Origin of the sequence: Grimontia sp. NTOU-MAR1 (assembly GCF_035758505.1) — a bacterium.
Lineage (GTDB): Bacteria > Pseudomonadota > Gammaproteobacteria > Enterobacterales > Vibrionaceae > Enterovibrio > Enterovibrio marinus.
Map to the genome: position 1 here is coordinate 660163 of NZ_CP142108.1, position 13232 is coordinate 673394.

Here is a 13232-nt window from a genome sequence, read left to right on the forward strand (position 1 = left end):
GCCGCGTGCGATGGGGGCAAGCTAATAGCCCATAAACTTGTCAATCAGGACTTCCAATTTACCTTCCAGTTCACCTTCAAAGTCGTCAAGACTCTTGTCGAATTTCTGTAGATACTTCCCTGCCTGATCACGGCTTAATTTCTTGCCAAGCATATTGAACTGCATTTCCGGTAGGGATTTGTCATTTCGAGGAATCACGGCGAGTGAGATAAAGTCATTGTTGAGGGCATTCATCTCCTCTAGGATGTATTCGCAGAAGTCATCTATCTTACTGGCACCTTCTGGCCCTAAACAGCCTGGTTCCAAACGGCAAATAATATTTAACTTCATATCTTCTGGTACAGTGGCTGCGCTCCCCATAAAGCTTTCCTTATTGTCATGTTTAACAATTAGAGTAGCCCAGCAATGGAAAAAAAGCCTAGAGAATCATAGCGATTGTCCCTAGGGGCTGTTGACCCTTGTTGGTTGAATTTTGTTCTAGCAAAAAACGTTTTGGGTACGGCCAGGGGCGTGAAGCCTAGTGATTCTGAACAAAAACACCTCAAGAACTAGGTAAAGGGATAGGTTTGGAGTGTTAGTCCCGATCCCGTTCCGAATCCATCACTTTCAACTGCCCTTCGCTATAACGCTCGCCAATGACAAGGTCTTCGTGAATCAGCTTAGAAAGGTACGAAACAACATCAGGCGAAATGACGACTTTAAGTGCACCAATGTTTTCCTGCATATATTCGATGTGTTTGGTACCTGGGATTGGAACTAGCGTTTTTTTGCCCTGACGATTGGATTGATGAATCACCCATGCCAGCGCAAGCTGGGCCAAGGAACAGTTCAGCTCTTTCGCTATCTCTGCCATTGGCTTAAGCAGTTCGCTGTTTTTAGCAAAGGCGTCAGCATCAAACCTCGGCCTTGCATTGTTGGTACGAATATCGCCCTCGGTCAGTAACGAGGCTTCTTGGGCTCTCCCCGTCAGGAATTGACGACCGAGCGGCGAGAATGGCACAAAAGTGGTGCCAAGCTTTTCACAAACATCGAGCATTTTAAGTTCAGGCAATCTTGTCCAAAGCGAATATTCCGACTGCACGGCCGCAATAGGATGGATCGAATGTGCGCGTCGCAATGTATCACTTGAAACTTCAGATAGCCCGATTTCTCGGATTTTCCCCTCTTTGACCAGTTCTGCCAATGCGCCAACACTCTCTTCTATGGGCACTTTCGGATCGAGTCGGTGTAGGTAGTACAGGTCGATAACATCGGTTTCCAATCGCTTTAGGCTGGACTCACACTGAGAACGAATGGTTTCCGGTCTGCCATCAATGGTGGGTTTTCCGTCTTTCTTAAAAAGCGCGCATTTGCTGGCAAGAACATATTCGCTACGACGATGTTTCACTGCCTTGGCGATCAGTTCTTCGTTTTTACCGCCGCCATACATGGTGGCGGTATCGAGGAAATCATAACCTGCGTCGAGCGCTTCATTGAGTAACTGGGTGGAGGTCGGTTCGTCGCTTGGGCCATAGCCATGAGACATGCTCATACAACCAAGTCCAATCGGCGATACCGCCAGTGAGCCAATGTTGCGCTTTTCCATAGGTGTCATTCCTTCTACTTCTTATTCTTTATGTAATCGCTTGAGTTACTCACCCAATGCTTTTTCGATGCGATCCAGCACCTTCATGGCAATCAATGCCTGATTCACACTGGCATTAGGCTCGCGGCCTTCGCGGATAGCGGCAATAAACTCACGATCCTGTAATTCGATGCCATTCATAGAAACATCCACTTTGCTGACATCGATCGGGTTTTCTTTTCCGTCGACTAAATCGTCATAACGCGCGATGTAAGTGCCATTGTCACAGATATAGCGGAAGAAAGTACCCAATGGGCCATCGTTATTAAACGACAGCGACAGAGTACAAAGCGCGCCAGAGGTGGTTTTCATTCCGATGCTCATGTCCATGGCGATACCGAGCTCTGGGTGTTTTGGTCCTTGCATGGCCATCACATCCACAATCTCTTCGCCCGTTTGATAAGCGAACAAGTCAACTGTGTGGCAAGCGTGGTGCCAGAGCAGATGATCCGTCCAGCTACGCGGCTGACCTAAAGCATTCAGGTTTTTACGGCGGAAGAAGTACGTCTGCACATCCATTTGTTGAATGTTCAGTTCACCTGCTCGGAACTTCTTGTTCAGATATTGGTGGCTTGGGTTGAAACGGCGCGTATGACCTGCCATAGCAACCAATCCGGTTTCTTTCTGAACATCACACACGGCTTGAGCATCAGCCAGAGAATCCGCCATTGGGATTTCTACCATGACGTGCTTGCCCGCTTTCATCACTTCGATGGCTTGTCTGGCGTGAATAGGTGTCGGCGACGTAATAATTGCCGCTTCAACGCCCGGTTGAGCCAGCGCTTCCTGTAAGTCGAGTGTCCAGTGTGCGATCCCATACTTTTCGGCCGTTGCCTTGGTGCTTTCCTCTACACCACCGGCAATCGACACAACCTCCACATCGTCAATATTCTTTAGCGCATCCAGATGCTTATGACCGAAAGCACCTTCACCCACCATAATGATTTTCATTGTTTATTCCTTAAAAGTTCTTTTACCTTCCGTGACCCTGTCACTCGCATTCTCTAAAATCGTCAAACCATAATGCGAGTTTGAGACCGGGGCATGGGTGAATCGGTAAACTTCATCTACCTTGTCATCGAGCGCGCCGCGCATCACCAGCCACATAATCGCCTCAATGCCTTCTGAGCCTGTTTCGCGCAGGTATTCGGTATGAGAGACTTTCTTAGCCGCTTCCGGTTCATTCACCATCAGATCAAGCCAGTTACAGTCATACTCGACGTTGATCAAACCTGCTCGCTCGCCCTGCAATTGGTGAGATAAACCACCTGTGCCAAAGATGGCGACTTTGGTCTCTGCCGGAAAACTTTCTACCGCTTTTCGGATAGCTTTACCGAGGTTGTAACAACGATTTCCGGTTGGCTGGGGATACTGAACCACGTTGACTGCTAGCGGAATCACCTGACAAGGCCAGGCTTTTGGACGTCCGTAAACCACAGAAAGTGGAACAGTGAGGCCGTGATCGACATCCATTTCATTCACAATGGTCATGTCGAACTCATCCAAAATCAGTGATTCAGCAATGTGCCAAGCCAACTCGCTGTTACCTTCACAAACTGGCACCTGACGTGGACCGTAGCCTTCATCCGCAGGGTTAAACTGTGGTGCAACGCCGATGGAGAAGGTCGCAATAGATTCCAGCGAAAATGCCGACGCATGATCGTTGTAAACAATCAGGCAAACGTCTGGCTTCACCTCTTCCATCCAATCACGCACTGGCTGAATCCCGTTCACAAAACGTTGCCAGTATTCGCCTACCATGGTGCCGTTATCCATGGCTGCGCCTATCGATGGGATATGCGAAGTCCCTATGCCGCCAACAATCTTACCCATCGTACTGCTCCTTGTTCTCAGGCTTGGCGTAGTACTCCGCCCACTCCGCTTTGCTGCGGTTGCCTTCAATCGGACGACCGCCATTCAGCATCATCTGCTTGAAGTCTTCGAAGGTCATGCCATTGCCAGACATCGCCGCGCCGGCATGTTGCATGGTCATGCCATCAAAGATCGCGATTTTAAAGGTGTAGTAAATGTTTCCACCCAAACGCAACATACCCAGCCAATCACGCTTTAATACAGCCTCACGCTGCTCAGCAGTCATCGGAAACTTATCAATATATGCTTCTTCGCTCTCTCGGAACTGGTCGCGGTTTTCACCTTTGTTCAGCGACATGCAAAACATGTTGAGGTGATACCCAGCTCTCGACTTCTCGCCATCGAAAACGTAGGTGCCTGGAATGTCGTCGTAGTCTCTGTGTTCACGCATTACTGCTTCCCTCTCAGATCAATCCCACTTCTTTTAATCTGGCGTCCATGCGGGCAAACACATCACGAGTGTTGCCATTGAAGACTTTCGCTTTGTCTTCATCGTTAAGCTTAGAACCATCGATGTAACGTTTGGTATCGTCGAAGTAATGCCCAGTCATCGGATCAATGCCACGCACCGCACCAATCATTTCTGATGCAAACAGAATGTTTTCAATTGGCACGACTTCCAACAGCAAATCGATGCCTTCTTGATGGTAGACACAGGTATCAAAGTAGATGTTGTTCTCGATGATTTCTGTCAGTGAAGGTAGATTCATCATGTCACACAGGCCACGGAATCGACCCCAGTGGTAAGGCACTGCACCACCACCGTGAGGGATAATAAACTTCAGATCCGGAAAATCTTTAAACAGGGTTTTCGACATCATCAGCTGTTGGAACGCCGTGGTGTCTGCACCCAGATAATGTGAGCCCGTGGTGTGGAAACAGCGGTGACAACAGCCACTCACGTGGATCATTGCTGGCACTTCCAACTCACACATTTTTTCGTAAATTGGATAGTAGAACTTGTCGTCCAGCGGCGGTGCTGTCCAATAGCCACCAGAAGGGTCCGGGCTCAAGTTACAGCCGACAAAACCAAACTCTTTCACGGTTCGCTCTAACTCAGCCGCACTGGCTGTCATATCCGCATTTGGAGATTGCGGTAATTGTGCCGCGCCAATGAAGTTTTGCGGATAAAGCTCGGTAATACGGTAGATAAGCTCGTTACAGTGTTCCGTCCAATACTTACTGGTGGTTTGGTTACCAATGTGGTGCCCCATCCAGCTTGCACGTGGTGAGAAGACGGTGACATCTGTGCCGCGTTCGTTTTGCAGTTTCAGCTGCGCACCTTCAAGGCTGTCGCGGATTTGGTCATCAGAGATGTTCACAATCCCTTTAACATGGTCAAACAGTGGATCAATCGCCAACTCTTTCTTTTGCTGTTCACGGTACTCGCCCAATTCATCCGGTGCGGTGGTGTAGTGACCGTGACAGTCAATGATTAACGGTGCCTTGCTCATTCCAAATCCTCCAGCTTATCCACGTAGCGAAATCCCGCTTGTTCCAATTTTGGGCGCATGTTGTACATGTCCAGACCAAGAATGCCTTGTGCCAGCATGCCTCTTTTTGTTTCTTCGTTTTCCATCCGCGCCTGCGCGGATTCCAATACTGCTTCTGCGGTTGAGCGTGGCACAACACAAACACCATCGTCATCCGCAACGATGACATCTCCGGCGTAAATCGGTTGATCACCGCAAATTACAGGGACATTGACCGAGCCTAATGTGGCTTTCACTGTGCCTTTGATAGAAACCGCTTTTGACCATACTGGGAAGTTCATTTCCGTCAGGTCCCTGGTATCACGTACGCCCGCATCAATGATCAGCCCCTGCACGCCCCTCGCTTGTGCAGACGTTGCCAGCAAGTCACCGAAGTAACCGTCGGTACACGGAGATGTGGTAGCAATCACCAGTACATCTCCTGGCTGACAAAGCTCGATAGCGACATGCACCATCCAGTTATCACCCGGTTGCGCCAGCACGGTGACGGCACTACCCGCTATTTGCGCGCCTTTGTAGATCGGACGCAGTTCATGGTTTAAGTTGCCTGTACGTTGCTGCGCTTCATGCACGGTCGCACTGCCACAAGCCGCCAAGCCTTCAATGACTTTGGCATCGGCGCGCTCTATGTGTTTAACCGCTACGCCTTGAATGGTTCTCATAGACATGCTTCTGTCCTTGCGTCTTTAGTCATCAAATCCGTAAAGTCTTGCTGGGTTGTCCACCAGAATTTTTTTCTGGGTCGCTTCGTCACGTGCAATCAACGGAACGAGATCCAACAGATCTGCATCATTAGGCATGTGTTTTTTGATATTAGGATGCGGATAGTCGGTACCCCAGAGCACACGGTCTGGTGCCACTTCCACCAAGCCCTGCGCATATGGCACGGCGTCATAGAACGGCGGTGCTATTGCAATTCGTTCAGAACCACACACTTTTACCCACCAGCTTTCACGGCGCATAAATTCAAGCAGGATCTGATATGCCTGCTGACCCACACCTTCTGAGGTAGGCACGCGGCCCATATGGTCAACCACAATGGTCATATCGATACGGTTGAAGAATTCTTCGTACTTGATGATGTCTTCTGCATTCACGTGAATGACCAAGTGCCAGCCGTATTGCTTCACACGCTCGAGCACTCTCTCCATCATTTCCAGGTTTGGCGCACCGCCCAAATGAGTCACAAAGTTAAAGCGAATGCCGCGAACACCGCCTTCGTGTAGATCCTGAAAATCGTTGTCAGTAAAGGTGTCATCCGCCATACAAACGCCGCGGTAAGCCCCATTACTTGATGCAATCGCATCCATCATGGCCCGGTTGTCGCGACCATGGCAGCTCGCCTGAACCAGCACTGCACGCTCGATACCTAATTTGTCGTGAACACTTTTCAGCGCATCTTTACCTGCATCAGGCGGCCAGTAGGTCGCTGTTTCCGCATAAGGGAACTGTGCGTGAGGACCGAACACATGACAGTGAGCGTCACAAGATTTGGGTGGTGCCACGAAACGCGGTGTTCGCGTGTTGTTATCTGGTGGCATGCAGCTTGGCTTGGTCATTCCATGACTCCTCATTGTTTTTGTTATTTGTTGATAGGGACAAAGAGCTCACCTCTGGCGAGCAATCTTGCGGTTCTCAGCAGCCCGGCTTTTGTAACGTTGTTTTGATCATCAAACGTTAACGTCATTGAAAACTCACCAGAGGGGTGCTCAACAGAAATCGTCTTCACTTCGCCTTCAGGGATTTCAGCAATGCCTTCAGCCACGTTTCCAGGCATGGCAGCAGCCGTTGCTACTGACACAGCACCGAGGACACCTATTGCGGTGTGGCAGACTCTTGGGATAAAGGTGCGTGAGCAGATGTGCCCACCATTTACAGGTGGCGCAATCAGGCTCATCTTGGGAACGACCTTGTCAGTCACATTACCCAGATTCATTGCCTCGCCCGCCTGCAAGCGAATTGATTCAATTTTGGCTTTTAATGTTTCGTCGGCATTGAGCTCGTCAGCAGATTCATACCCCGAAACGCCAAGGTCAGATGCACGCATTAGGACGACTGGCATTCCGTTATCGATACAGGTGACTTCTACGCCATCGAAGGTATCTTTGATATTTCCGGTAGGAAGCAGGCTCCCAGTAATCGAGCCTGCGATGTCTTTGTAGTTGCAGATAACAGGCGCCGCAGTGCCCGGTACGCCGTCTATCGCAGCATCACCTTCGTATTGCACTTTTTGATTGGGAGTCTGTACGTCGAGGTCGCAGCGGTTTCCGCTGTTGAGCATATTCACGCGAACGGTCGTAATGCCATCTTCGGCATCAACCAACCCGTTTTCAATCGCAAATGCACCGACTCCGGCGAGGATATTGCCGCAGTTTGGTGAGGTATCAACACGGTTCTCTCCTACCACTACCTGCACAAACAGGTAGTCGACGTCACAATCAGACAATGTTGATGGCGAGACAACGGCAACTTTACTTGTCAGCGGATGGCCGCCACCCAAACCGTCTATCTGACGTGCGTCACGACCGACTGCATCGAGAATAACCTGATCGCGCAATGCTTCATTTCTCGGCAGATTTGAGGCTAAGAAATAAAGCCCTTTAGAACTGCCACCGCGCATTTGCATGTAGGGAACTGCCAACATCTCTCACCTTCCTTGTGTCCTTTAAGAACCAGCATAGGCATGATGTCGTTCGCAATAAATTCAACTTTCTCACATTTTGTTGTACATTTTTAACATTCCGTTTTCCTGAGGTTGTACTGAATGGCTGATATCCCCCACTACTTTCTCTATGGCGAAGAACTTCCAGAAACAGCGCCAGACTACATGCACATTGCGCGGTTGGAGCAGTCACTGCCTAAGCACAATTGGGAGATCCACCCACACCGCCATGACAATCTTCATCAGTTAATGATTCTCGAATCCGGTTCCATGCATGCGCATATTCGCGATAAAAGTGCCGAATACCATGGCCGCTGTGTCCTTTCCATTCCTGCAAAAGAAGTTCACGGCTTCGCGCACCAGCCAGGCGTGACGGGATTTATTGTTTCTGTTTCCCATCCTTTCATGATGAGTTTATTTAACGACGCCGAAAGACAGGGGCTCGCGCAACTTTTTCGTGAACCTATGGTGATCCCTCTGAATGCCCACACGGATGAGGGAGAAATCACAAGAATGGGAGACCAGTTACTTGAAGAGTTCCACGTACCAAAGATGGGTCAGGCTTCTATCATTGGTGCTTACCTGAAGATTGTGTTCGTTATGCTGGCAAGATATGGGAAACGCAGCGATATACCGGAAAGTACGGACGGAAAAACAGCCTTATTCGAGAGCTTTGTCCGTTTGGTTGATACCCACGCCACCGAGCACTGGCAAGTCAGAAAATATGCGGAAAAGCTGGGGTTGAGTCAGGGACAGCTCAATCGTGTATGTCAGCGCGCTGCAGGCCAGCAAGCGTTAACGATTGTCCATGAACATTTGCTGGATGAAGCTAAACGCCTGCTAGTTTTCACTCAATTATCAGCCAAAGAGATTGGGTATCAGCTTGGATTTAAGGATCCTGGGTACTTTTCCCGCTTCTTTCAAAGGCATACTGGACAGGCGCCCAAACAATTTAAGGCACGGGTTGCGGAAAACCAACGTCAAATTTAACGTCCACTATGCGATTAAGTTGGCTTAAACGGTTCCTTTGACCTTAATTGAAAATAATATTCCTAGATTTTCCAAGCAATAATTACATCATTAAAAATCGCCTAGTTTTCTATTCAAATCTAAAATAATCAATATTTTACTTATAAATACCCCTGTCAGCTTTCTCTTACACTCAGTATTAAATGATATTTTTATATCATTAATGATGATTGATTTGTCTCATTTAAAATACTGTTAACATCTTGCTAACTAAAAATAACAAGACCAATAATGAAACGGAATGGAATGCAAACCAACAACACAATGCAGGGGTATTAAGCATGAAATCGACAGCACTATTGGCGCGACCAAAACTGAAGCAAGTAGTTACAGCAGCAGCGATGGTCGTTGCAATGGGCGCAACCTCTTTCGCTCACGCAGCAGACACCAAACTGAGAATGTCTGCGTCAGCGTCAGCGACTGACCAACGCGCAGTTGCGATGACCGAAGTTTTCGGTCCAGCAGTCTCCGACTTTGCTGAGTTCGAAGGACACTGGAACAGTTCACTATTCAAACAAGGTACCGATCTGGAAGCTATTGCGCGTGGCAACCTGGACATGACCATCACTTCCGCACAGGAGCTTGCCGAGTTTATTCCTGCATTCTCCATTTTTTCGGCAGGTTACGTACACCGTGATGCAGAACACCAGAAGCGCGTATTCGCCGCTGACTTCATGGATGGTCTGAAAGAAGAAGCTGAAGACCTGCTAAACGTGAAACTGCTGAGTGTGATGTACCTCGGCCGTCGCCACGTCAACCTTCGCGAAGATTTCGAAGTGAAAACACCAGCGGATCTGAAAGGCGTGAAACTGCGTATGCCAGGCAGTGACGCATGGCAATTCCTGGGTAAAGCGTTGGGCGCAAACCCAACACCAATGGCTTTCGCTGAAGTTTATACCGCACTGCAAACCGGTGCTGTTGACGGTCAGGACAACCCGCTGCCAACCGACAAAGACGCGAAGTTCTATGAAGTCACCAAGCAGATTGTTCTGACTGGTCATCTGGTTGACCTGAACTACATCGCTATCTCGAAGAAAGTGTGGGACAAGTTCACGCCTGAGCAGCAAGCAACTTTGCAGAAAGCATCTGATGATGCTGCAGAATCTGCGCGCCAGAAACAGCTTGCTCTCGAAGCAGAACTGGTTCAGTTCTTCAAAGATCAAGGCCTAAAAGTTTACGAACCAAACCTAAAAGCGTTCCAAGAGACGGTTCAAGGCGCTTACCTGACCTCTGACTACTCAGAGCAATGGCCAGAAGGTCTGCTGGACAAAATCAACGCGCTGTAACTCAGGAATCCAGACTAACTAAACTTGGCATCGTGGCAGCAGTATCGCTGCGGTGCCTCCTCTTCACTTTCCCAACACAATCAAAAAAGAGTGCCTTAACAGCGCTTTGGGTTTGCTCACTTTGAGGAAAGTGAACATCACACAGCAAATTACCCCAAGACAGCACTGAGAATAAAAATGGAAAAGTTCCGAATTGGCTTAATAGGATGTGGTGTTATCAGCGACAAGTATTTAACGACTTGCCAGAAGTTCGACTTCATAGATATTGTCGCTTGTGCCAGCCTGAACATCGAGGAATCTCAACAAAAAGCCGAAGCCTACAACATCCCGCGTGTCTGCACGCCCGATGAAATCATTAATGATCCATCTATTGACTGTGTATTGAATCTCACGATTCCCGCCGCTCATGCACAGATCTCTATCGCCGCATTGAACGCCGGAAAACACGTTTACTCTGAAAAGCCGTTCGTGACTGATTTAGCGGATGGAGAAGAAATTCTCGCCCTAGCTAAGGCAAAAGGCCTTTACGTGGGCAATGCACCAGACACCTTCCTTGGTGGAAGACTCCAGACTTGTAAAAAGCTGATGGATCAAGGTGTGATTGGTACGCCAACCGGAGTGATGGCGTTTGTACCGACCCGCGGCGTCGAACGCCACCACCCTAACCCGGACTTTTACTATCAAAATGGCGGTGGCCCTCTATTGGATCTGGGGCCTTATTACCTGACAGCCATGGTTGCTCTTCTTGGTCCAATCACCCGCGTTTGTGGTTTGGCCAAAAAGACGCTGGATGAGCGTTTGATTGAATCAAAGCCCCGAGCTGGCGAAAAAATTCCTGTTAATGTTGATACCCACATCAACGCCCTTCTGGAGTTTGAATCCGGCGTTCAGGGCTCACTAATGGCAAGTTTCGATGTGTGGGATTCACAAACGCCGCGTATGGAAATTTACGGCGAAAACGGGACGCTTTGCATCAACGATCCTGACCCGACCGACGGCTTCAACATCTTTGGCGGTCAGGTGCTCTACAAAACTCGGGAAACCGCCCGTTGGGTTTACCGCCCTCGCACGCCTAACCTTGAATTTTGGTCAGTAGCAGAAAACACACACGGTTTTAATCAAGAAGCCCGTGGTCTTGGCCTGCTCGATCTGGCTTATGCGGTGAAAAATCAGCGCCCAGCCCGCGCCAGTGGCGAGCTTGCACAGCATGTTTGTGAAGTGATGTTTGGCATTCTTGAGTCGGCCAAAACCGGACAGTTTGTCGAGATAAAAAGCCGCTGTGAATCACCAAGTGCTCTACCTGAAGATTTCCCCAACAGTGAAAACGGAGCCTGAACACCATGAGTCTCGAAACATTGAATTTTGCGGAACCGTTTTTCACCGTAAAGTACATCGTTGATGAACCAGAAATCCTCATTACAGAAAGAACCATCGTCCTGAATCTCGCTGATTCTCCGCTTTATGCAGCTGGCATGTGGCTGGCACCTTTTCAATCTATCATCGCTGCCGATGTCACGCTGTTCAACGTAGAAAAGTGCGTATTGGTGGAACGTTTTGATGATTTTGAAGATGAAAATGCGCTATTGGAAAAGGTCAGAGGCACTTGGCCATTGGCTTATGAGATTCGTCGTGAAGAAAGATTAAAAGGCGTTGGACACTATATGTCGCCGAAAAACGCAGTCGGCAACATCCAGTTCAGCATGTATCACGCGTCTACTGTGCCTTTGAATGTGGGTCTTCATAAAAACCACGTGCACTTGGGCGGCGAGGAGCCTCAGGAAGTGCATACCCAAATCGTTGGGTTCGGGAAAATGCAGCAGTGCCGCGAGAAAGATATCTCAACGCTGTTTCTCGAAGAGACCATGGCACCGGGTTGTACGCACAAACCCATGTTCGATAATGAGCTGAATTACCCATGGCACCAATACGAAACCATTACGCCAGGCATATTTATGGCGATTGAAATTCTAACGTCCGGCAATCCCATCCCAAGATAAATCCGACGTTAAGCCCAGAAAAAAGGATTCAAAATGGCAACACGATTACTACCAGAAAACATAGATTTTGAGGGTGCTTTCCCCACCCTTTCGCGTCGATTGAGAATTGGCATTGTAGGTGGCGGACGTATTGCCATCACGCAAGCGATGGCAGCAAGGCTGAGCGATCGATGGGAGATCGCAGCAGGTGCGCTTTCTTCCGACCCAGAGCAAGCCAAGGCAAGAGGCGCGCAGTGGTTTTTGCCGGAAGACAGATGCTATTCCTCTTATCAAAAGATGGCAGAGAAAGAATCCCGACGCGAGGATGGCATTGATGCAGTGATGATCACCACGCCGAATCATGTTCACTTTGAAGCAGCAGAAGCGTTTCTGAATGTGGGGATTGATGTGCTCTGCGATAAACCGCTCACCAATGTGTATTCAGAAGCTGCAGATTTAGTCGCTTTAACTGAATCTACCGGACAAGTGTTTGGTGTCTGTTATGCCATGTCCTGCTTCCCCATGATTCGACAAGCGCGAGAAATGGTAAAAAACGGGGCAATTGGCAAAGTCGTGCAAATCCACGTTGAGTTTATGCAGGATTGGATGATCCCTGATGATGTTGGTGAGGCAGCACATGTTAAATGGCGCTTAGACCCTAAGAAGTCCGGCTCCACGAGCTGTACTGGTGATATCGGCACCCACGCAGCCCAACTCGCTACTTTTGTATCAGGGCTGGATATGACTGACCTTCGTGCTGAAATGCATGTCTGCGGCGCTCCAAAGCCCCTTGAAGACACTGTTTTTATGATGACACGCTACGACGGCAATGTACCGGGAACGTTAATGGCAACACGTATCGCTTCCGGTAACCGCGGTGGATTGCGTTTGCGCGTCTTTGGCAGCGAAGGCGGCCTTGAGTGGGACATGGAAAATGCCGAACAGCTCAAATACAACAAATATGGAGAACCTGACCGCGTGTTAAGCCGTGGTCAGGGACATGGCATCTACCCTGCTGTTGAACGGATTGTTCGCACTGGTCGTGGTTTTCCTGAAGGCTTGATTGAGGCGTGGGCAAACCTTTATACCGAGTTTGCGATGGCGGTAGCTGCTAGAAAGGATGGCATATCTATGCCTGAAGGCTGGCTCAATTATCCGACAGTGGGCGATGGCGCAAAAGGTGTAAGATTCATTGAAGCATCTGTCGAATCAAATACTTCAGGCGGTACGTGGGTAAGTTGCCGATAATTAAATGAGGCGGGTTACTCAATCCGCCAAACGCTATTCCAG

The 13232-nt window shown here is 49.0% G+C and carries 14 protein-coding genes; 5 read left to right on the plus strand and 9 right to left on the minus strand.

Annotated elements, in window-relative coordinates:
- Positions 1-21: 21 nt before the first annotated feature.
- From VP504_RS02995 to VP504_RS03035, 9 genes are all read right to left on the minus strand, one after another.
- A complete protein-coding gene (locus VP504_RS02995) occupies positions 22-360 on the minus strand; it encodes a hypothetical protein (RefSeq protein WP_325892875.1) in 339 nt (112 codons plus the stop codon).
- Between the two features lie 214 nt (positions 361-574).
- Entirely contained in the window at positions 575-1585 is a 1011-nt protein-coding gene (locus VP504_RS03000) for an aldo/keto reductase (RefSeq protein WP_325892876.1), read from the minus strand.
- A 45-nt stretch (positions 1586-1630) separates the two neighbouring features.
- Positions 1631-2575 (minus strand): Gfo/Idh/MocA family oxidoreductase, encoded by a 945-nt coding sequence (locus tag VP504_RS03005; protein WP_002542361.1) that lies wholly within the window; start codon positions 2573-2575, stop codon positions 1631-1633.
- Between the two features lie 3 nt (positions 2576-2578).
- Positions 2579-3457, minus strand: a complete 879-nt coding sequence (locus tag VP504_RS03010; protein WP_046303290.1) for a class III extradiol dioxygenase subunit beta — start codon at positions 3455-3457, stop codon at positions 2579-2581.
- Positions 3450-3887: a protocatechuate 4,5-dioxygenase subunit alpha gene (gene ligA / locus VP504_RS03015; protein WP_325892877.1), complete on the minus strand. Its 438-nt coding sequence runs from the start codon at positions 3885-3887 to the stop codon at positions 3450-3452. The genes VP504_RS03010 and ligA overlap by 8 nt, the downstream gene beginning before the upstream one ends.
- 13 nt (positions 3888-3900) lie before the next feature.
- Complete coding sequence (locus VP504_RS03020) at positions 3901-4950, minus strand: amidohydrolase family protein (protein WP_251875293.1); 1050 nt, start codon at positions 4948-4950, stop codon at positions 3901-3903.
- Positions 4947-5657 carry a 4-carboxy-4-hydroxy-2-oxoadipate aldolase/oxaloacetate decarboxylase gene (locus VP504_RS03025; RefSeq protein WP_325892878.1) on the minus strand — a complete coding sequence of 237 codons (711 nt, stop codon included), beginning with the start codon at positions 5655-5657 and terminating at the stop codon, positions 4947-4949. Before VP504_RS03025 ends, VP504_RS03020 begins: the two co-directional genes overlap by 4 nt.
- A gap of 18 nt (positions 5658-5675) precedes the next feature.
- Positions 5676-6548 (minus strand): amidohydrolase family protein, encoded by an 873-nt coding sequence (locus VP504_RS03030; protein ID WP_325892879.1) that lies wholly within the window; start codon positions 6546-6548, stop codon positions 5676-5678.
- A 23-nt stretch (positions 6549-6571) separates the two neighbouring features.
- Positions 6572-7633: a 4-oxalomesaconate tautomerase gene (locus VP504_RS03035; RefSeq protein WP_325892880.1), complete on the minus strand. Its 1062-nt coding sequence runs from the start codon at positions 7631-7633 to the stop codon at positions 6572-6574.
- Between the two features lie 120 nt (positions 7634-7753).
- On the opposite strand from VP504_RS03035, the gene VP504_RS03040 reads away from it, so the two are divergent.
- From VP504_RS03040 to VP504_RS03060, 5 genes are all read left to right on the plus strand, one after another.
- A complete protein-coding gene (locus tag VP504_RS03040; RefSeq protein WP_325892881.1) occupies positions 7754-8641 on the plus strand; it encodes a helix-turn-helix domain-containing protein in 888 nt (295 codons plus the stop codon).
- Between the two features lie 320 nt (positions 8642-8961).
- On the plus strand, positions 8962-9966 hold the full coding sequence (locus VP504_RS03045; RefSeq protein WP_325892882.1) for a sialic acid TRAP transporter substrate-binding protein SiaP: 1005 nt from the start codon (positions 8962-8964) through the stop codon (positions 9964-9966).
- Positions 9967-10143: 177 nt separating this feature from the next.
- Positions 10144-11301 (plus strand): Gfo/Idh/MocA family protein, encoded by a 1158-nt coding sequence (locus VP504_RS03050; protein ID WP_325892883.1) that lies wholly within the window; start codon positions 10144-10146, stop codon positions 11299-11301.
- Between the two features lie 5 nt (positions 11302-11306).
- Complete coding sequence (locus tag VP504_RS03055; protein ID WP_325892884.1) at positions 11307-11963, plus strand: hypothetical protein; 657 nt, start codon at positions 11307-11309, stop codon at positions 11961-11963.
- Between the two features lie 33 nt (positions 11964-11996).
- Positions 11997-13190 (plus strand): Gfo/Idh/MocA family protein, encoded by a 1194-nt coding sequence (locus VP504_RS03060; RefSeq protein WP_325892885.1) that lies wholly within the window; start codon positions 11997-11999, stop codon positions 13188-13190.
- Positions 13191-13232 lie beyond the last annotated feature (42 nt).